21 protein-coding genes and 1 tRNA gene are annotated in these 17,825 nt (G+C 69.3%); 14 read left to right on the top strand and 8 right to left on the bottom strand.

All coding sequences use genetic code 11. The features are described 5' to 3' along the window. Positions 1-22 precede the first annotated feature (22 nt). The 5 genes from ABH926_RS49870 to ABH926_RS49850 all read left to right on the top strand — a co-directional run bounded on the left by ABH926_RS49870 (position 23) and on the right by ABH926_RS49850 (position 4,983). The gene (locus tag ABH926_RS49870) at positions 23-808 is read left to right on the top strand and encodes a YcnI family protein (RefSeq protein WP_370374446.1); all 786 of its coding nucleotides are present in this window, start codon (positions 23-25) and stop codon (positions 806-808) included. Positions 809-882: 74 nt separating this feature from the next. Continuing rightward, the gene (locus tag ABH926_RS49865) at positions 883-1,533 is read left to right on the top strand and encodes an SCO family protein (protein WP_370374445.1); all 651 of its coding nucleotides are present in this window, start codon (positions 883-885) and stop codon (positions 1,531-1,533) included. Continuing rightward, positions 1,530-1,997: a copper chaperone PCu(A)C gene (locus ABH926_RS49860; RefSeq protein WP_370374444.1), complete on the top strand. Its 468-nt coding sequence runs from the start codon at positions 1,530-1,532 to the stop codon at positions 1,995-1,997. The genes ABH926_RS49865 and ABH926_RS49860 overlap by 4 nt, the downstream gene beginning before the upstream one ends. After that, positions 1,994-3,727 carry a FixH family protein gene (locus tag ABH926_RS49855; protein ID WP_370374443.1) on the top strand — a complete coding sequence of 578 codons (1,734 nt, stop codon included), beginning with the start codon at positions 1,994-1,996 and terminating at the stop codon, positions 3,725-3,727. The genes ABH926_RS49860 and ABH926_RS49855 overlap by 4 nt, the downstream gene beginning before the upstream one ends. An 11-nt stretch (positions 3,728-3,738) precedes the next feature. Next, positions 3,739-4,983 (top strand): Dyp-type peroxidase, encoded by a 1,245-nt coding sequence (locus ABH926_RS49850; protein ID WP_370374442.1) that lies wholly within the window; start codon positions 3,739-3,741, stop codon positions 4,981-4,983. Between the two features lie 81 nt (positions 4,984-5,064). Here ABH926_RS49850 and ABH926_RS49845 read toward each other — a convergent pair whose 3' ends face one another. Beyond that, a complete protein-coding gene (locus ABH926_RS49845; protein WP_370374441.1) occupies positions 5,065-5,910 on the bottom strand; it encodes a hypothetical protein in 846 nt (281 codons plus the stop codon). A gap of 124 nt (positions 5,911-6,034) precedes the next feature. On the opposite strand from ABH926_RS49845, the gene ABH926_RS49840 reads away from it, so the two are divergent. Beyond that, positions 6,035-6,550 (top strand): VOC family protein, encoded by a 516-nt coding sequence (locus ABH926_RS49840; protein WP_370374440.1) that lies wholly within the window; start codon positions 6,035-6,037, stop codon positions 6,548-6,550. Positions 6,551-6,600: 50 nt separating this feature from the next. Here ABH926_RS49840 and ABH926_RS49835 read toward each other — a convergent pair whose 3' ends face one another. Further along, a complete protein-coding gene (locus tag ABH926_RS49835; RefSeq protein WP_370374497.1) occupies positions 6,601-6,915 on the bottom strand; it encodes a multidrug efflux SMR transporter in 315 nt (104 codons plus the stop codon). Between the two features lie 151 nt (positions 6,916-7,066). On the opposite strand from ABH926_RS49835, the gene cmk reads away from it, so the two are divergent. The 4 genes from cmk to ABH926_RS49815 all read left to right on the top strand — a co-directional run bounded on the left by cmk (position 7,067) and on the right by ABH926_RS49815 (position 10,425). Next, positions 7,067-7,858: a (d)CMP kinase gene (cmk, locus tag ABH926_RS49830; RefSeq protein WP_370374439.1), complete on the top strand. Its 792-nt coding sequence runs from the start codon at positions 7,067-7,069 to the stop codon at positions 7,856-7,858. 68 nt (positions 7,859-7,926) lie between these two features. Beyond that, entirely contained in the window at positions 7,927-8,634 is a 708-nt protein-coding gene (locus tag ABH926_RS49825) for a lysophospholipid acyltransferase family protein (protein ID WP_370374438.1), read from the top strand. A gap of 131 nt (positions 8,635-8,765) precedes the next feature. Continuing rightward, positions 8,766-10,247: a ribosome biogenesis GTPase Der gene (der, locus tag ABH926_RS49820; protein WP_370374437.1), complete on the top strand. Its 1,482-nt coding sequence runs from the start codon at positions 8,766-8,768 to the stop codon at positions 10,245-10,247. A 104-nt stretch (positions 10,248-10,351) separates the two neighbouring features. After that, a tRNA-Pro gene (locus tag ABH926_RS49815) sits at positions 10,352-10,425 on the top strand. Between the two features lie 314 nt (positions 10,426-10,739). Here ABH926_RS49815 and ABH926_RS49810 read toward each other — a convergent pair. The 4 genes from ABH926_RS49810 to ABH926_RS49795 form a co-directional block, all read right to left on the bottom strand. Beyond that, positions 10,740-11,990 (bottom strand): tyrosine-type recombinase/integrase, encoded by a 1,251-nt coding sequence (locus ABH926_RS49810; RefSeq protein ID WP_370374436.1) that lies wholly within the window; start codon positions 11,988-11,990, stop codon positions 10,740-10,742. After that, positions 11,990-12,334, bottom strand: a complete 345-nt coding sequence (locus tag ABH926_RS49805) for a helix-turn-helix transcriptional regulator (protein ID WP_370374435.1) — start codon at positions 12,332-12,334, stop codon at positions 11,990-11,992. Before ABH926_RS49805 ends, ABH926_RS49810 begins: the two co-directional genes overlap by 1 nt. 204 nt (positions 12,335-12,538) lie before the next feature. Then, a complete protein-coding gene (locus tag ABH926_RS49800; protein ID WP_370374434.1) occupies positions 12,539-12,826 on the bottom strand; it encodes a hypothetical protein in 288 nt (95 codons plus the stop codon). A gap of 330 nt (positions 12,827-13,156) precedes the next feature. Beyond that, positions 13,157-13,357, bottom strand: a complete 201-nt coding sequence (locus tag ABH926_RS49795; RefSeq protein ID WP_370374433.1) for a hypothetical protein — start codon at positions 13,355-13,357, stop codon at positions 13,157-13,159. A 240-nt stretch (positions 13,358-13,597) separates the two neighbouring features. Between ABH926_RS49795 and ABH926_RS49790 the strand changes: the two genes are divergently transcribed. Continuing rightward, on the top strand, positions 13,598-14,062 hold the full coding sequence (locus ABH926_RS49790; RefSeq protein ID WP_370374432.1) for a hypothetical protein: 465 nt from the start codon (positions 13,598-13,600) through the stop codon (positions 14,060-14,062). 240 nt (positions 14,063-14,302) lie between these two features. Continuing rightward, entirely contained in the window at positions 14,303-15,037 is a 735-nt protein-coding gene (locus ABH926_RS49785; protein ID WP_370374496.1) for a DUF2637 domain-containing protein, read from the top strand. Positions 15,038-15,190: 153 nt separating this feature from the next. Here ABH926_RS49785 and ABH926_RS49780 read toward each other — a convergent pair whose 3' ends face one another. Then, positions 15,191-15,397, bottom strand: a complete 207-nt coding sequence (locus ABH926_RS49780) for a hypothetical protein (RefSeq protein WP_370374431.1) — start codon at positions 15,395-15,397, stop codon at positions 15,191-15,193. 507 nt (positions 15,398-15,904) lie between these two features. Between ABH926_RS49780 and ABH926_RS49775 the strand changes: the two genes are divergently transcribed. Beyond that, positions 15,905-16,480, top strand: a complete 576-nt coding sequence (locus tag ABH926_RS49775) for an SMI1/KNR4 family protein (protein WP_370374430.1) — start codon at positions 15,905-15,907, stop codon at positions 16,478-16,480. Positions 16,481-16,581: 101 nt separating this feature from the next. Here the strand turns inward: ABH926_RS49775 and ABH926_RS49770 are convergent, their stop codons facing one another. Then, the gene (locus ABH926_RS49770) at positions 16,582-16,905 is read right to left on the bottom strand and encodes a hypothetical protein (protein WP_370374429.1); all 324 of its coding nucleotides are present in this window, start codon (positions 16,903-16,905) and stop codon (positions 16,582-16,584) included. A 228-nt stretch (positions 16,906-17,133) separates the two neighbouring features. Between ABH926_RS49770 and ABH926_RS49765 the strand changes: the two genes are divergently transcribed. Beyond that, positions 17,134-17,679: a hypothetical protein gene (locus ABH926_RS49765; protein WP_370374428.1), complete on the top strand. Its 546-nt coding sequence runs from the start codon at positions 17,134-17,136 to the stop codon at positions 17,677-17,679. Positions 17,680-17,825 lie beyond the last annotated feature (146 nt).

The raw sequence follows: 17,825 nt of genomic DNA, 5'->3' as shown, positions 1-17,825 counted from the left end.
GGCCCCCATCCCATGGATAGGCATGTCCACGAAGCTCACCTCCGGCACGCGCCGGACCGCTGTCCTGCTCGCCGCCGCCGCCGTGTCGCTGGTCGCGGCGGCCTCGGTCGCCGAGGCGCACGTCACCGTGAACCCCGACACCGAGCCGCAGGGCGGCTACACCAAGGTCTCCTTCCGGGTGCCGAACGAGGAGGCGAACGCCTCGACCACCAGCCTGGAGGTCGACATCCCGGTGGACCATCCGATCGCCTCGGTCTCGGTGCGGCCGGTCCCCGGCTGGACCGCGACCACGACCACCAGCCAGCTGACGACGCCGATCAAGACCGACGACGGCCAGGTCACCTCGGCGGTCAGCAAGATCGTCTGGACCGGCGGCAAGATCGACCCCGGACAGTTCCAGGAGTTCGACGTCTCGCTCGGGCCGCTGCCGAAGGACACCGACCAGATCGTCTTCAAGGCCCTGCAGACGTACTCCGACGGCACCGTCGTCCGCTGGATCGACCTGCGGCAGCCCGGCCAGCCCGAGCCCGACCACCCGGCGCCGGTACTGCACCTGACGCCGGCCGCCGCCGCCACCGGCTCCACCGGCTCCACGACCGGCGGCACGAGCACCGCGCCGACCGGTGCCCCGACCACCGCCCCGTCGGTCAGCCTCGCGGCCGACGGCAACGCCAAGGCCGGGTCCGGCAGTTCCAGCTCCAGCGACACCAGCGCCCGCACCCTGGGCATCGCCGGCCTCATCGTCGGCGCACTGGGCTTCGGCACCGCGATCGTCGCCCTGCGCCGCAAAGACACCCCGGCCTCCTGAGCCGGCCTGAACCAACGCTGAACTCAGAACTCAGAACCCAGAACCCTGATCCCGATCCGGAGAGAAGAAGAACCATGAACCCGCGGTCCACCCGGATCGCACGCCTCGTCCCGATGGCTGCGGCCATCGGGGCGCTGGCCGTGCTCAGCACCGCTTGCGCCAGCCCCTCCCAGGAGGTCGCGCAGTCCTCGCAGGTCTCCACGCAGCAGTCCAAGTACAAGGGCACCGAACTGGGGATGCCCACCCCGATCCCGGCGGTGACCCTCACCGACTTCAACGGCAAGCCCTACGACCTGAAGGCGAACGCCGCCGGCAAGCTGACGCTCGTCTACTTCGGCTACACCCACTGCCCGGACGAGTGCCCGACGACCATGGCCGACCTGGCCTCGGCGCTGCGCCTGCTGCCGGCCGCCAAGGCGGCCAAGGTGCAGGTGGTGTTCGTCACCACCGACCCGGACCGGGACACCGGCCCGGTCCTGAAGGCCTGGCTGGGCAAGTTCAACCCGGACTTCATCGGCCTGACCGGCACGGTCGCGCAGGTCGACGACACCGCCAAGCTGGCCGCGACCCCGGTCGCCCCGCCGGTGAAGAACCCCGACGGCTCGATCGAGGTCGACCACGGCACCCAGGTCAACGCCTTCGGCACCGACGGCCTGGCGCACGTGGTGTGGCTGGCCGGGGTCGCGCCGAAGGACATCGCCCACGACATCGACCTCCTGACGTGAACCTCCCGCTGAGGGCCGGCGCGCTGGCCGCGCCGGTGGTGGTCCTCGCCGCCGGCGCCGGCCTGCTGCTGTGGTCCGGCGGCGGCACCGGGCCGCACGCGGCGAAGCTGGCGGTGAGCCAGGCCTACGTCCGCGAGCCGGCGAACCCCTCCGAGGCCGCGGCGTACTTCACCATCGCCAACTCCGGCGGCACCGACGACACGCTCACCGCGGTCGCGGCCTCGACCGGACACGCCACGATGCACACCACCAACGGCGCGAAGATGGTCGCGCTGTCCACGGCCCCGGTGCCCGCGCACGGGAGCCTGGACTTCTCCCCCGGAGGCAACCACCTGATGATCGACGATCCGGGACCGCTGAAGCCCGGGACCAGCGTGCGGCTGACGTTCTCGTTCGCCGCCTCGGCGCCGATCACGGTGACCGCGCCGGTGATCGGGATCGCCGATCCGGCTCCGGGCCAATGAGGAGCGTTCGGGCCGGCGGCATACGCCGGTGGCGCGTCGTCGCGATCCTGGCCGCGTTCCTGTGCATATGGGGCCTGGCCGGCGCACCGATCGCGTCCGCGCACGCCACCGTCGTGACCACCGACCCGGCCGACGGCGCGCTCCTGGCGACCGCCCCGGCGCGCGTCACCGTCACCTACGACGAGGCCGTCTCGCTCCAACTCGGCGCGCTCCGCGTCTTCGCCCCCGACGGCTCGCAGGTCCAGGTCGGCACAGCCGACCACCTCGGCGGCAAGCCGGACACCGCGTCCGTACCGCTGAAGGCCGGGCTGAAGAACGGCACCTACGTCGTGTCCTGGCGCGTCATCTCAGCGGACTCCCATCCGGTGCGCGGCGCGTGGACGTTCTCCATCGGCACCCCCTCCGCGCCGAACGCCGGCGGGGCCGCGGCCGCGCCGAGCGGTTCGCGCACCGTCGGCATGCTCTTCGGCATCGCCCGCTGGCTGGCCTACCTCGGCTTCGCAGCCCTGGCCGGCGGCGCCCTGCTGCTCGTCGCCTTCGCCCCGAAGCTGGCCGGTGACCGCCGGCTGCGCCTGCTGATCGGCGGCGGCTGGTTCGCGCTGCTGCTCGGCACCGTCGCCGCCCTACTGCTGCAGGGCCCTTACGGCGGCGGCTTCGGCCTCGGGCGGGTCACCGACACGGACGTCCTGCGCGCGACCCTGCAGACTCGCCTCGGCAAGGCCCTGGCCTGGCGGCTGATCCTGCTCGGCGCGGCCGGGGGGCTGGTGTCGTGGATCGCGACCCGGCTGGCGGCGGCCCCGGTGCGCGCCCGGCAGGCCGTCGGCGGCGCCGGCGCGGCGCTGGCCGTGGGACTGGCGCTGACCTGGTCGGTCGCCGACCACTCCGGCACCGGCAGCCAGGTCGCGCTGGCGCTGCCGGCCGACGTGCTGCACCTGTTGGCCATGGCGGCGTGGGTCGGCGGGCTGGCCGCGCTGGCGGCCTCCGTCCTCGCTCCTCGGGCCGCCACCATCACCGACGACGAGCGCCTCACGCTGGTCCGCCGCTTCTCGACCACCGCCTTCGCCGCGGTCTGCGTCCTGGCCGCCACCGGCGTCTACCAGGGCTGGCGCCAGGTCCGGCACTGGGACGCGCTGTTCGACACCGCCTACGGCCGGATGCTGCTCATCAAGTCCGGCATCTTCCTGATCCTGCTCGCGCTGGGCTACCTCGCACGCCGGATCCTTGCGCTCCAGACCCTTGCGCTCCAGACCCTTGCGGCCGCCTCCCCGAACCTGGCCCGGCTCCGCCGCTCGGTCGCCGCCGAGTTCGGCCTGGCGATCGTGGTCCTGGCGGTGACCGCGCTGCTCGTGGAGTCGCAGCCGGCCTCCGAGGCGGCGCCGAAGGCCGGTCCGGTGACGGTCACCTCGCCGTTCGACACCGGCTCGGCCAACGGAACCGGCACGGTGCGGGCCACCCTGGACCCGGCGCGCGTCGGCACGGCCCAGGTCAGCATCGACATCCTGGACAAGACCGGCAAGCCCGAGCAGGTCCCCGAAGTCGACGCCTCGCTGGCGCTGCCGGCCCAGCAGCTGGGCCCGATCAAGATCAAGCTCCAGCCCGCCGGGCCGGGGCACTACACGGCGAGCGGCGTGGTGGTGCCGATGTCCGGCGCCTGGCAGGTGCTCGTCACGGTCCGGACCACCGACATCGACCAGGCCACGGTCATCCTGAACACCACTGTGAGCAAGTAAGCGAGAGTCCTGTGAAGCTCCCCACCCGCCGCGCCTTCCTGGCCACCGGCGCCACCGGCCTCGGCGGCGTTGCGGCCGGCGCCGCCGCCTCGGCCCTCCTGCTCGACGACGGCAGCCCCGCCACCCCCGCCGCCGACCGCGTCACCAGCCTCGGCACCGCGTCCGTCGCGGCCCCCTTCCCGCACCAGGCGGGCATCTCCGTCCCCGCACAGCAGCAGGGCCACGGCACCGTCGCCGCCTTCGACCTCGTCCCCGGCGCGTCTCCGGCCCAGCTCAAAGCCCTGATGCAAGCCTGGACCGCCGCCATCGCGGACCTGACCGCCGGCCGTGCCCCGGCCGGCGACCCCGACACCACCGCCCTCGGCAGCGGCCCCTGCTCCCTGACCATCACGGTCGGCTTCGGCCCCTCGCTGTTCGGCAAGGCCGGTCTCGACGCCGCGCGACGGCCGCCGCAGCTCGCCCCGCTCCCCGTCTTCGGCACCGAGAAGCTCGACCCGGCCCGCGGCGACGGCGACCTCGGCGTCGTCCTGGCCGCCGACGACGCGCTCGTCGTCTTCCACGCGCTGCGCACCCTCACCCGCGCCGCCGCCGGCACCGCCAAGCCGCGCTGGGTCATGTCCGGCTTCAGCCGGGCGCCCGGCTCCTCGCCCGACCCGGACGCCACTGGCCGCAACCTGATGGGCCAGCTCGACGGCACCAACAACCCCGCGCCGGCGCAGCCGGACTTCGCGAGCAAGGTGTACGTCGCCCCCGACGACGCCACGGCCTGGATGCGCGGCGGCTCCTACCTCGTCTTCCGCCGCATCAGGATGCTGCTGACGTCGTGGGACGCGCAGACCACCGCCGAGCAGGAGCGGGTCATCGGCCGCCGCAAGGACACCGGCGCACCGCTGTCCGGCGGCACCGAGCACACCCCGGTCAACCTGGCCGGGCAGAACCCCGACGGCTCCCTGGCCATCCGCGGCGACGCCCACATCCGCCTGGCCGCCGCGGCCGGCAACGGCGGCGCCGCCATGCTCCGCCGGGGCCTGAGCTACGACGACGGCCTCACCGCCGACGGCGAGCCCGACGCTGGCCTGCTCTTCCTGGCCTGGCAGGCCGACCCGGGCCACGGCTTCATCCCGGTCCAGCAGCGGCTGACCCGGAACATGGACGCCTTGAACCGGTTCACCACGCACGAGACCAGCGCGCTGTTCGCGATGGTCCCGGCCGCGCCGCCGGGCGGCTACCTGGGCCAGGGACTGCTCGGGGCTTGAGCAGCCACTACGGCACCTGAGCGGTCGATGCGGCGCCTGAGCGGTCGACGCAGCGTCTGACGCGCCTGAGCGGTCAGCGCGTCACGGGCACTGATACTTCAGGTCGCCGGCGCTCTGGGTCTCGGCCCCCGAGGCGAGCACCCCGGGGTTGGTGATGCGGAACGTCGCGGTGACCGTCCCGCTCCCGGTCAGCTTCAGCTGCCAGGCCAGGTGCACCTCCGGCGACTTGCCGCTCACGGTCTCGGCGCCGGTGACCGCCTGGGTCGTGTGGTTCTTCGCCGGGATGTCCCACTCGTAGTCCACGACCCCGGTCCCGCCGTTGGTCGTCAGCTCGGCGACCATGTCCACCGAGGTGTCGCAGATCCCGGAGGGCCGCACCGGGGCGTAGTTGTGCACGGAGATGCTCGAGATCTGCACCGGCGTCGTGGTCTTCTTGTCCCGCAGCCGCACCGCGGCGAACGCCGCCGCCCCGAGCACGGCGCCGACCAGCACCAGGCCGACGAAGCCGCGGATGATCCGGCTGGGCAGGCCGTCCTTCAGGTCCTTCTTCGCAGGCTCCTGAATCCCGTGCCCGGTCGCGGCGAGCCCGCCGGGGATGGTGACCGGCGCCGAGCCCAGCAGCAGCGCGACCGTCCGCGCGGCCGGCCCGGCCTCCGGCACGACCGGCGTGATCAGCCAGATGTGCCCGTCGTCCTGGACCAGGTCCAGCACCGGCAGCGTGCCGGGCAGCAGTCCGCCGCGCGCCGCCACGGTCCGCTCGACCAGCCGCTCCACTCCCCCGGCCGCCTGGACCCGGGCCGGCTCGAACCGCAGCACGCCCAGCGTGCCGCCGTCCGCGCCGGTGGCGGAGTACCACACGCCGTCGGTGCTCCGCAGCACCTCCGGACCGAGCTTCAGGCCCATCCCGGGCAGCCCGCCCTTGCTCAACGCACTCCCCCCAGAGACTTTCCAGCAGCACACGTCCCGCTGTGCATCTGATCCGCGCTTGCGGCAGTGTAGAGCGTCCGGCGACCATGAAGAGGCGCCCCTCCACGAAGAAAGAGCCCGAACGATGCCCGTGACCCGTCTCAACCACGCCGTGCTGTTCGTCCGGGAAGTGGACTGCAGCGTGGCCTTCTACCGCGACCTGCTCGGATTCGAAGTGCTGACGCAGGCCCCGAACGCCGCCTTCCTGCGCGCGCCGGGCTCCACCAACGACCACGACCTGGGCCTGTTCGCGGTCGGCGCGCAGGCCGGCTCCTCGGAGGCCGGCCGCTCCCGGGTGGGGCTGTACCACCTGGCGTGGGAGGTGGACACGCTGCAGGAGCTGGCGCGCTTCGAGGAGGTGCTGAAGCGGCACGGCGCGCTGGTCGGCGCCAGCGACCACGGCACCACCAAGGCCCTGTACGCGCACGACCCGGACGGCTTGGAGTTCGAGATGTCCTGGCTGGTCCCGGCCGACCTGGTCGCGGACGCGCAGCTGCCGGAGGGGTCGTTCACCCTGCCGCTGGATCTGGCCAAGGAGATCGAGCGGTACGGCGCGACCCGGCGCGGCGGGGTCGGGATCTCGCACATCGTCGCGCCCTGACGTTTCCCGACATGCCCTGACGCGCCCGGCGTCAGGGGCTGCGTTCCCGGTCAGTGCAGCACTTTGAGACCAATCACACACCCGACGATCCCGGCCAGCAGCAACACCTTCGCCGCCGACACCGTCTCACCGTCGAACACCATCCCGTACGCCACGGTCAGCACCGCTCCGATGCCCACCCAGACGGCATAGCCGGTGCCGACCGGGAGCGTGCGCAGCGCGTACGCCAGCCCGGCCATGCTCAGCAGCAGACCCAGCCCGAACAGGGCGGTCGGGCCTATCCTGTGCAGCCCCTCGGACTTGCCCAGCGCGGTCGCCCAGACCGCTTCCATGCACCCCGAGACGACCAGGACGATCCAGTCCACCGCACCCACCTCCTGATGATCGGCCCATCCAACCAATCCGGGGGACCTCCGGGCTAATGCGAATCCCGTGAGGCTCGCCACCAGATAGTCTTGATGGGCCGCAGGTCCCACCTCTTCGATCACGTCTCATCACCTCTCTGGAGTCACCGGTATGTCGCTGCCCAGCCAGCAGGCCCTGTCCGGAACGGTCGTCGCCATCGACGGCCCCTCGGGGTCGGGCAAGTCGAGCGTGTCGCGCGGGGTGGCGGCCCGGCTGGGGCTGCGCTACCTGGACACCGGCGCGCAGTACCGGGCGATGACGTACTGGATGCTGCAGAACAAGATCGACATCGCCGACGCCGCCGCGGTGGCGGCCGACGCCGGGTCGCCGGAGATCGTCTCGGGGACCGATCCGGCAGCCCCGCGGATCAGCGTGGACGGGCACGACGTGGCGGCCGCGATCCGCGAGGCCGACGTCACCGGCGCGGTGAGCGCGGTGGCGGCGGTGCCCGAGGTGCGGGCCCGGCTGATCGCGCTGCAGCGGGAGATCATCGGGACCGGCGGGATCGTGGTCGAGGGCCGGGACATCGCCTCGGTGGTGGCCCCGGACGCGGCCGCGAAGGTCTTCCTGACCGCCTCGGAGGACGCCCGCGCCGCCCGCCGCAACGCCGAGGACAGCGCGAAGGCCACGAACGGCGCGAGCGCCGCGAGCGGCACCGGCGGCGCGGACGGTTCCGGTGCCGGTGCCGGCCCCGGCACCGTGGCGGCCACCCGCGAGGCGCTGACCCGCCGCGACAGCATCGACAGCCGGACCAACGCGCTGGAAGCGGCGCCGGGGGCGGTGGTGGTCGACGCCACCGAGCTGACACTGGAGCAGGTGATCGACAAGGTCGCCGGCATCGTCATCCACACGGCCGAGGGCACCGCGCCGGACGCCTCCCAGGGGGTGGGACTCACCAGATGAAGGTTCTCCGAGATTCGCACAACCGACCATCGGTCCCGTGGCGGGGCCGGCCGGGCACCGTGAACGGTGTGAACGGCACGTCCGGCCAGGTCCGGGACCGCTCCGACGCGCACGACCGCACGGCGCCCAGCGCCCGCGGGGCCAAGCGCGCGCACCGCATCGGCGTCCCGCTCATGCACTCGCTGTGGCACGTCACCCAGCACAACGCGGACAACGTCCCGACCGAGGGCCCGCTGCTGCTGGCCGGCAACCACACCGGCTTCCTGGACGGCCCGCTGATCGCCGGCGTGGCGCCCCGCCCGGTGCACTTCCTGGTCAAAAAGGAGATGTTCGTCGGCCCCCTGGGCCCGATACTGCTCAAGCTCGGGCAGATCCCGATCGACCGGGACCACCCGGACCGCGCGGCGATCCAGGCGGGCCTGGCCACCCTGCGCTCCGGCGGCGTGCTGGGCGTCTTCCCCGAGGGCACCCGCACCACCGGCGAGTTCGAATCGGTGCACAACGGCCTGGCCTACTTCGCGGTGGCCACCGGGGCCCCGGTCCTGCCGGTGGCCTGCCTGGGGACGGCCACGAACGGCAGGACGGTCGGCTCCCTGCCGACCCCGCGCACCCACCTGGACCTGGTGTACGGAACACCGGTGACCTTGGAGGAGTTGTCCCTGGGGTCCGAGGGCCTGGGCCGGCGGCAGAAGATCGCCGCCATCAGCGAGGAACTGCGGGTCCGCCTGGCGGCGCACGTGCAGTACGCCAAGCACCTCACCGGGCGCGACAATTAGACACGGACACGGACGCGAAGCCTGACGCAGTCCGGTCGGCGGCTCCCTGCACGAGACGGGAACCGCCGACCGAACGCTTTTACGAGACGCGCTTCTAGGTAAGCGCGCATTACGAACATGAGGAATGCCTGATGCAGCCCGAAACCGAGGACTACACCCCCGGCGACCTGACCGCCGCCACCGACGGCGCCTCGGACGTGGCTTACTTCGACGAGGACTTCGACTACGAGGCCTACGCCGAGGGACTCGAATCCGAGGACTGGGACCGGGGCGAGGGCGATACCGTCCGCCTGCCGGTGCTGGCCGTCGTGGGCCGCCCCAACGTGGGCAAGTCCACCCTGGTGAACCGCATCCTGGGCCGCCGCGAGGCCGTGGTCCAGGACGTCCCCGGCGTCACCCGGGACCGGGTGTCCTACGACGCGCACTGGAACGGCCGCCGCTTCACCCTGGTCGACACCGGCGGCTGGGAGCGCGACGTGCAGGGCATGGCCAAGGCCGTGGCCTTCCAGGCCGAGGCCGCGATCAACGCCGCGGACGCGGTGATGTTCGTGGTGGACGCCACCGTCGGCATCACGGACACCGACGAGGCCGTGGTCCGCGTCCTGCGCCGGGCCGGCAAGCCAGTGGTCCTGGCCGCGAACAAGGTCGACGACCAGCGCACCGAGGCCGCCGCGGCGGAGCTGTGGAACCTGGGCCTGGGCGAGCCCTTCGCCGTCTCGGCCCTGCACGGCCGCGGCTCAGGCGACCTCCTGGACGCCGTCCTGGACGTCCTCCCCGAGACCCCGGCAGTCCGCTTCGGCATCCCGATGGGCGGCCCCCGCCGCGTAGCCCTGGTCGGCAAGCCCAACGTCGGCAAAAGCTCCCTGCTGAACAAGCTGGCCGGCGAGGAGCGCGTAGTCGTCGACCCCACCGCCGGCACCACCCGCGACCCGGTCGACGAACTGATCGACCTGGGCGGCAAGACCTGGCGCTTCGTCGACACCGCAGGCATCCGCCGCCGCGTCCACCAAACCTACGGAGCGGACTTCTACGCCTCCCTCCGCACCCAGGGCGCCATCGAGAAGGCAGAAGTGGCAGTAGTCCTGGTCGACGCCAGCGACTCCCTCACCGAACAAGACCTCCGCATCATCACCATGGTCGCCGAAGCCGGCCGAGCCCTGGTCATCGCCTACAACAAGTGGGACCTGATGGACGAGGAACGCCGCTACTACCTCGAACGAGAAATCGAACGCGACCTGGTCCAAGTCCGCTGGGCCCCCCGCGTCAACCTGGCAGCCCTCACCGGCAGGCACGTCGACAAACTCGTCCCGGCCCTGGAAGCGGCCCTGGAAGGCTGGGAAACCCGCGTCCCCACCGCCAAGCTGAACGCCTTCCTCGGCACCCTGGTAGCGGAGCACCCGCACCCCCTCCGAGGCGGCAAGCAGCCCCGCATCCTGTTCGGCACCCAAGCCTCGACCAGGCCCCCCAGGTTCGTCCTGTTCGCCAGCGGCTTCATCGAAGCGGGCTACCGCAGATTCATCGAACGCCGCCTCCGCGAGGAGTTCGGCTTCGTCGGCTCCCCGATCCAGATCTCGGTGAAGGTCCGCCAGAAGAACAAGGACCGGAAGAAGTAGGGCGCTTGACCCCGAGTCATGGGGCCACCGGCGCGCCAGCGGTAACCGATGTGATTCCGAGGCCCCAGGTGCGGTATGGTCTTCCTGCCCGCTGATGCGGGCGGCGGGCTGTAGCGCAGCTTGGTAGCGCACTTGACTGGGGGTCAAGGGGTCGCAGGTTCAAATCCTGTCAGCCCGACCGCGACGAAGGCCGGTTTCCTTGGGGATATCCCCAGGTCAACCGGCCTTTATGCTTTTCAGTCACAGCTATGCTTCCGGCCCCTCCGAGGGCTCTTGGGGGCCACTTGGGGGCCACAGGGCCTTGACCAGGTCTTTTAGCGGTTTCGCGCGTCACAGCTCGGGTCGCAGTAGTTGAAGTAGCCAGTCGTAGGCGCGAAGCCACCACAAACCAGCCCTGATAAGGCCTGCAGGCCGGCTGCTCCCGCGACGAAGGCCGGTTGAACTGGGCGAGTAGCACTCAGTTCAACCGGCCTTCGTCTGTCGCTGGCGCTCTTAAGCCCCTGGTGACGCCTCCTCAGAATCTTGGGGGCCGCTTGGGGGCCACTGCGCCTTGAGGAAGTCGTTCAGCGAGGCTCCAGCGTCCTGGATCCGCTTCTTGTCGGGGTGCAGGTATCGCTGAGTCGTGGAGAGCGACCCGTGCCCCGCGATCACACGCAGAACATGAACGGGCACCCCGGCGTCGGCCATCCACGTAAGCCCGGTGTGGCGAAGGTCGTGGCGACGGAGCTTCTCAAGGCCCAGCGCGAGCACGACCTCATTCCAGTGCGTAGCATCGCGCAGCACAGCCGTGGAGACACGTCCGCCGCGAGGACCGGTGAACAGCCTCGTCATCGGGCCGGCATTCGGACCGGCCTCAGCAATGCGTCGCAGCACCATCGGCCGGATCTCGGGCATGATCGGGATGTCCCGGGCACGCTTGCTCTTGGGGTTCTTGTCCTTGAGGCCCCCAGGACTCGGCGTGGTTTGTCGAACCAGCCTCCAGATCCACTGTTCCGTGTCGATGTCCTTGATGCGCACGCCGGAGACTTCTCCGATGCGGGTGGCGGTGCAGGCGGCGAATACGACGACGTCGCCCCACCCGGCGTAGGTCCTTTTGTCCTTGGTGCGATCGTCTGCCGAGGCCACGACAAGCGCGTCAGCCAGCCGCTGCAATGTCGCGAAGTCCGGCAGCGCGAGGGATCGGGGATTCTGTAGTTCTGCCTCGACTTCCTGGTATTGACGCTGCCAACCCACAACGCGTGACGGATTGCTGTCGATCAGACCATCGCGCAACGCTTGCTCGGTCACGCGAACCAACGCGGCAATAGCGTTCTTGACGCTCGATCGCCCTACGCCGTCGGCAATCCACGAATGAACAGCGCGGTCGACGATTCCGTTCGAGAGCTTCCGAAGTTCGAAGTGGCCAATCGACGGCACAACGAGCTTCCTCCACCCAGCCGAGTACGGATCCATCGTCTTGTCTTCCAGGCCGCGCATCGCGAGGTTCCACACCGACCGGCCGTAATCGGCCAGCGTCGTCTTCGCAGTACCGGGGCTGACGCCGCCCTCTGCTTTGCGCTGGAGCTCCTTGATCCACTCCTTGGCCGGCTCTTCCTCCTCGAACGACTCGGAGGCACGCATGCGCTCATGGGTCATCGGGTCGGTCCAGCGAACGCGAGCCCGGTACGGCGTGCGGCGCGACGCGCGGAACTCCACGTACCCGAAGACTTCGACACCGATCGGAACGTTGATCTGCTTGGCCATCAGGCACACTCCGCCGGATCGATGCGGCTCCGGGCGATCCAGCGGCGGACGTCCACGATGCTGTAGACGACGACCCCGGGCGAGAGCCGCGAGAACGGCGGACCCGCCGGCGGCGTGGCACCGCGCCAGCGCCGCAGAGTGGACGAGTCGACATGAAGGAGCGCGGCCAACTCCCCAGTGCTCAGGAAGTGGTCATTGATGATGGTGTTCGAGTACGCGGTGCCAGCATCGTCCGCACATGCTTCCACGTCCTCAAATGGGCCCGTTATCTGTGCGGCCACACTCGATTGGACCCGCGCCACATCGGCGACGGGCATCGGTACGCAGTTGGGGTGGGTCATCATGGAGGTACCTCCTGCGAGAGGTGCGGCCCCGGCGAACTGTTTGGCGACTGGGCGTCGGGGCCGCTTAGCGATGAAAGGGACGACATCGCGCTTGAACGAAGCATGATCAAGCGCGACATCACACCCATCGTGAATCGGGTAATTTGTTCATGCAAGCTGAAACGTACTCAAACTGTTCACCAGAGTGAACAGTCGACGCGGACCTCAGGCCAAGAGGTCACCGCAGCCGAGCAGGATGTCGGCCCAACCGAGCGCGGCTTCGGCGACCTGCTGGCACCACCGCTCGCGACTGGCCGCCTCATCCGGCGCGTCAGCAAACGCCGCGCGGACTGCCCGAGTCAGCCCGTTCCAATCCCGATGTGTCTTCAACGCGGCGCTGATGGCCTCGGCCACCTGAGCAGCAGTGAGCGCGTTCCCTGCTTCCACATCGGAGCAGAACAAGGCGTCGGTGATACACGCCAGGGCGAGCCTGCTTTCATCGAGGTCAGACATGGCTGTCACCGCCAACGACATCGCGAGCGATATCTGCCTCCGCCAGGCAGCCTGAGATGGCGACCTGGCCACCATGACGCGAGATCCTGCCGAGAGCGACGACACGACGTCGCTGGTCCGGCTCCACGAGGGAAGTGGCCGCTGTGGCCATACTGACCACGACCCCGGCGAACTCACGCCGGGACATGACGAACTGAGACACGTAGTCCTCCTGTGTAGGGGTGTCCTGAACCCGGCCAGCGCGCTAACACCGGCCGAGCGATTCCTGGATGGGGCCGAGCGCCAACTCGACCCGAGATGATGTGGAGGCGAAGCGTCAGTACCGATCGTTCACCGGCTCCACCAGCCCGCGGCATCGACGCCGGCGACCAGAGCGAAGAAGACGATGGTGAAGGTGAGGTCCTTGGGCACGAGCGATAGCCCGAGCGGCTCGATTCCGAGGGCGAACATCATGTCGCTCTCGTCGAGACTGGGGGCGAACTCGTCCTCCATGGGCAGGAACTCGTCGCCGGGAATGGCAAAATGACTCATTGGATTCCCTCCTGTGTAGGGGTCCTGGCCCGGCCGGTGCGCTAACACCGAGTCGAGCGTGAAGCGAGGGGGTCGGGCGCCAACCCGGCCCCCTCTCGCGTTTCCAAGAACACCGTAGCTCAGGACTCTTAGAGTCATAGACCTCCAAAAGAGTGAATCTCTTTGGATATGGGCTGATAGCGGGCTAGAAAGGTAGGACAACCACACGCCCGTGGCCCGTTCCCAGCTGGAAGGTACGCAATGACGCCCCTAGGCCGTGATGCTCCGCAAGGCTCGGATGTACGGCCGAAGACCCGACCGAAACAGGCACTGATCCGCCCCGACCAGCAGACCGAGCTCGACCACCTGGCCCGCCGGCTACACGACGACCGCAGCACCAAAGGCGAGCGGATCACTGCGAACACACTGCTGCGGGTCGCCATCGACGGATTAGTGGAGCACGGAGACCGACTGCACGGCGACAACGAAGTACAGCTACTCGCCTCGTGGCGCGAGTTCCTGAGCCGCGCAGCATCGCCCGCAGCCATCGGCCTCGACACCGCCAGAAGCGGACCAGGCGATCCGATCGCCGTAAGCGCACTGATCCGGATTGCCAACGCTGGTCTCGCCCGGCACCGAAGCGTGCTCCACGGCGCGACCGAAGCCGAGTTGCTGGCTTCCTGGCTGCGGTTCCTCGACGAACGCGCGGAAGCCGCCAACGGCTGAACACGGAATTCACAGCGGCCCCGATGGTGACGATCTTGGCGGATCCCATCGGGGCCTGATCAGAGGAAGGAACCCCTGATGTCTCACCAGAATACGGTCTGGCCTGTACGCGCAATCGCTCCAGCGCCTCCAGCGCCGGCACCCGCGCCCGACACCCCTCCATTGCTGGCTTGGCTCGCCTACGGGCTCCTCGCCCTGCCCGCCTGCCTGCTTTTCGCACTCGCGTGCGCTTCCGCATGACTGTCGTACCAGGCGCAGATGGTGTACGTCCTGGCCCACAACGGCGACCTCGCGGCGGAGGCGAGAGTCTGGGCCCTGCTCCTGGACACCGGCACCGCCGGCATCTCCCTTCTCCGGCTCCACGAGGCCCTGCACCACCGCGCCAACGCCGCTTCCAAGGTCTCCCTCCTCGGATGCATCGCGGCCAGCGTGATCATGAACCTGCTCCACACGCCCTCCCACTCGCCCGGCGGCTATCTCGTCGCGGCGGTTCCACCGGTGATGTACGCGGTGTTCCTGGAGCACCTGCTCACCAACCTGCGCAACGTACTGGTGCGGGAAGAAGCGCAGCACAGCATGTGGCGCAGGTCCACCTTGTGGATCAACTTCCCGGTGCTCATGTGGAGCAGGCACCGTGACCAACTGCGCCAAGAAGCCGGCGGCGTATCAGAACGCTCCCCGTCGGAGACGGGAGAACAAGCGCATCAGGCGTACGGCCTCCTCGCCAAGGCACCGGCGCAAGCGTTGCGCCGCGGTCGAGGCCCCGGCCGGAAGCGCATCGCCTTCGAGGCAGCGCTGATGGACCAAATCCAGTCCGGCGATCTGCGCCTGTTCTCGCAGAACAAGCGCGAGCGGAACGCAGCCGCGTATCAGGCTGCCGCATCACTTCCTGCGCCGCTCTCCCGCGGCGCGGCTAGGCGATATGTGGTGCAGGCGCTTCCCCGCTTGAATGGGGGAACGGCTCCAGCCCCATGAGCGCACTGAAGTAGTGAGGCATCCCGGGTCGGCCAGTTGCGACCGCCCTCCTCTAGAACCCGCCCCGCCAGACCTGGGCCAGTTCAAACCGCTGCAAACAGAGCTGAAGCCAGCGGGCCCCGGATCCGCCAAAGCAGATCCGGGGCCCTGTCACTAACCCCGCCTACGCGTGGGCTTGCCCCGCCGGATTGCCGGCGCGGCGCACGCGCTGCTTCCCGCCAACAGGTAGACGATGGTCTCGACGGCCTTGATCTGATCGGTGCCGATGGTCGGGTGGACCAGCAGCAGGATGACCACGACCACGATCACCACGGTCGGCCACTGCGGGGGGAAGCGCAGGGTCCTTGGCTTTGCTTTCACGACTCTCCTTCAACTCACTTCGGTCAACGACGTGGGTTGTCGGGGCTCGCGTCCAGCTCAGCTCCCGCTCACTTGCTCCCGTGAGCTTGATTTTGCGGGGGTCAGACGTTTTCAGCCCCGACTCGAAATCCAGGCGCACGGTGAGAAGCACCTGGAGACTGGCACTGCCAGCTGCACGAGGGGACAGCCAGCAACACCCGGAGTCGAGGCCAGGAACGGCCTGCCAACTGAAACCGCCTTCCGTTGAACACCCGGTTGTCTGGGCAAAGAAGAAGCCTCGCCGCCACGCACGGGCACGGATGTGACGTTCCAATTGTGCCCGTGCGATAGCGCGTGCGCATCAGATCCCTGGATCAGCCCCTTCAGCCAGAGAGGGATCTGCCTCAGCTACCGATGGAGACCGGCACCGATTCCTCCCGGCTGGCCCAGACCAAGGCCCGACGACAGGCGAGCTGACGTGATCACGCGGCCGCTGACACGGTGCTCCACAACGGGGGTAAGCCTGTCATGCTCGACGACGTGTGGAACCAGCAACAAGTACGCCACCGGCTTCGCGAACTGGCCGACGCGGACCCACAACTCCGACGTTTCGGCGCCAGACAGCACCGATATCAGCTGGGTCGGACGGTTTCGGCACAAGATCTCACACGGTTCGAGCAGGACAACGGCGTCACACTGCCTGATGCCTACCGGGAGTTCATCACCACTGTCGGCGATGGCGGCGCGGGCCCGTACTTAGGGATGTATCGCTACGACGGCACGGACTGGGACAACCCGAACTATCCCCCGGAAGAACGACGACCCGGTTTCCTGGCCACCGCATTCCCACACACCGAGCGGTTCCAGCCCTACCGGCCAGGACTGAGCGACGACGACATCCTCTACGACCCGTCCTGGCTATCCGGGTCACTCGTGCTCGCCGCATACGGCTGCGGAGCCTACTTCCGGCTCGTGGTCACCGGCGATGCCCGAGGCCAGGTCTGGTTCGATGACTTCGCATCAGACGAAGGGCTGAGCCCAGGCCCTGACTTCCACGACTGGTATCAGGCGTGGCTTGATGATCCAGAACTCGGAGCTCAGTGACGTCACTTCTCACCGACTCTTAGACGTCCTCAACCCTCCAAGTGACGCCCGAACTCACCGACACGCGACGTCAGACCTCACGTTCATAGCCGCTTGGGCATTCAGCGCGCGCCCGTGTCCACTGATCCCTCAACGCGCGCCGCATTCGAAGCCACGTCGGCGAGGTAGTCGCGCACCCGCGGCAGCGAAAGGCCAGTCAGCCCGGCAATGCCGGCCCGGGTCTCGCCCAACCGGTCCAGGGAGCGCACTGCCTCGCCGATCCTCGCCTCGAACGGCGCCGCAGCCACATCGGCGCTCGTGTGGATCCGCTCCACTTCGCCCTGCGCCTGGTAGTAGTCAGCCAGAACCGCTTCGAGCTGCTTCTCCCGCCTGATGCGTTCCGCATCTCGCTGCGCCACTGCTTCCTGCGCCTTTGTCAGCGCCACGGTCCGCGCTGATGCTCCACTTCGTCGCGCCACGTTCACCACGGTAAGCGGACAGCGCACGTGCAGCCACTTGAGCGCACCCCAGCTAACGCATAGGCGATCGTCCACCCGAGTGAATCTTGCCCGCACCGCACCTCGGCATGAACTTTCATGGGTATATTCAACGTGTCGCCGAGAGATGGAAGCCAACGCGACAAGCCAGGTCACAGCCTTGAGAAGGGACACCACATGAACCAGAACACGACACAGGCCATGCCGAGAAGCGAGCAGGAGGTCATCCTCATGACCCTGCTCCCGATCGAAGACCGCGCAGCAACTGATCGTGTCGTTTTCAGCGAGACCCCGGGCCACCTGATCGAGGGCCACCCGTGGTCCGCGACCGTCCTGCGCCGCATCGGCGAAGACGCGGTAGCACGGGACTACCTCGCCACGTTCGCCATCACCGAAGAGGGAGCGCGCCGGGTCCTGGCGCTGACGCTCGCACTCGCCAGGATGGCTTTCAACGAAGGCCCGGCCGCCGCCGCGGCCCTGAGCGTCGCGGGCTGGTGCGCGCTCAGCCTGGGCCGATGGGACCTGGCCGATCGCCTGGCACTGCGATCCCTGCGCGCGGCTCCCAACACACTGGCCGAACGCGTCCGCGAGATGGTCTCGGGCCAGTGGTTCGCTGAGATGCTGAACATCGAGAGCGACTTCGACGTCGCAGCCCTCCGAAAGTGCTCGGAACGCGTTCTCCACGAGCTCACGGAAACACGGGCCTACATCAGGCTGAGCTGACGTCCCAACAAGGGCGTGGGGGCGGGGGAATTTTGCCGCCCCCCCCCCCGGTTGACCCCACACCAACGCCAGGAACCCCCCAATTTCAGAAGGCGGCGTCGCCCCGGGCCCGGGCCACGTGCTACTCCGCGGGGGGTTAGACCCGC

The sequence above is a fragment of the Catenulispora sp. GP43 genome (assembly GCF_041260665.1).
GTDB lineage: Bacteria > Actinomycetota > Actinomycetes > Streptomycetales > Catenulisporaceae > Catenulispora.
This window is presented reverse-complemented; position numbering and strand designations above follow the sequence as displayed.

What these genes read in the sequence shown, in the direction of transcription:
- ABH926_RS49870 (WP_370374446.1), top strand. Translation starts at nt 23, where the DNA reads ATGTCCACGAAGCTCACCTCCGGCACGCGCCGGACCGCTGTCCTGCTC.
- ABH926_RS49865 (WP_370374445.1), top strand. Translation starts at nt 883, where the DNA reads ATGAACCCGCGGTCCACCCGGATCGCACGCCTCGTCCCGATGGCTGCG.
- ABH926_RS49855 (WP_370374443.1), top strand. Translation starts at nt 1,994, where the DNA reads ATGAGGAGCGTTCGGGCCGGCGGCATACGCCGGTGGCGCGTCGTCGCG.
- ABH926_RS49840 (WP_370374440.1), top strand. Translation starts at nt 6,035, where the DNA reads ATGCCCGTGACCCGTCTCAACCACGCCGTGCTGTTCGTCCGGGAAGTG.
- cmk (WP_370374439.1), top strand. Translation starts at nt 7,067, where the DNA reads ATGTCGCTGCCCAGCCAGCAGGCCCTGTCCGGAACGGTCGTCGCCATC.
- der (WP_370374437.1), top strand. Translation starts at nt 8,766, where the DNA reads ATGCAGCCCGAAACCGAGGACTACACCCCCGGCGACCTGACCGCCGCC.
- ABH926_RS49810 (WP_370374436.1), bottom strand. Translation starts at nt 11,990, where the DNA reads ATGGCCAAGCAGATCAACGTTCCGATCGGTGTCGAAGTCTTCGGGTAC.
- ABH926_RS49805 (WP_370374435.1), bottom strand. Translation starts at nt 12,334, where the DNA reads ATGATGACCCACCCCAACTGCGTACCGATGCCCGTCGCCGATGTGGCG.
- ABH926_RS49800 (WP_370374434.1), bottom strand. Translation starts at nt 12,826, where the DNA reads ATGTCTGACCTCGATGAAAGCAGGCTCGCCCTGGCGTGTATCACCGAC.
- ABH926_RS49795 (WP_370374433.1), bottom strand. Translation starts at nt 13,357, where the DNA reads ATGAGTCATTTTGCCATTCCCGGCGACGAGTTCCTGCCCATGGAGGAC.
- ABH926_RS49790 (WP_370374432.1), top strand. Translation starts at nt 13,598, where the DNA reads ATGACGCCCCTAGGCCGTGATGCTCCGCAAGGCTCGGATGTACGGCCG.
- ABH926_RS49775 (WP_370374430.1), top strand. Translation starts at nt 15,905, where the DNA reads ATGCTCGACGACGTGTGGAACCAGCAACAAGTACGCCACCGGCTTCGC.
- ABH926_RS49765 (WP_370374428.1), top strand. Translation starts at nt 17,134, where the DNA reads ATGAACCAGAACACGACACAGGCCATGCCGAGAAGCGAGCAGGAGGTC.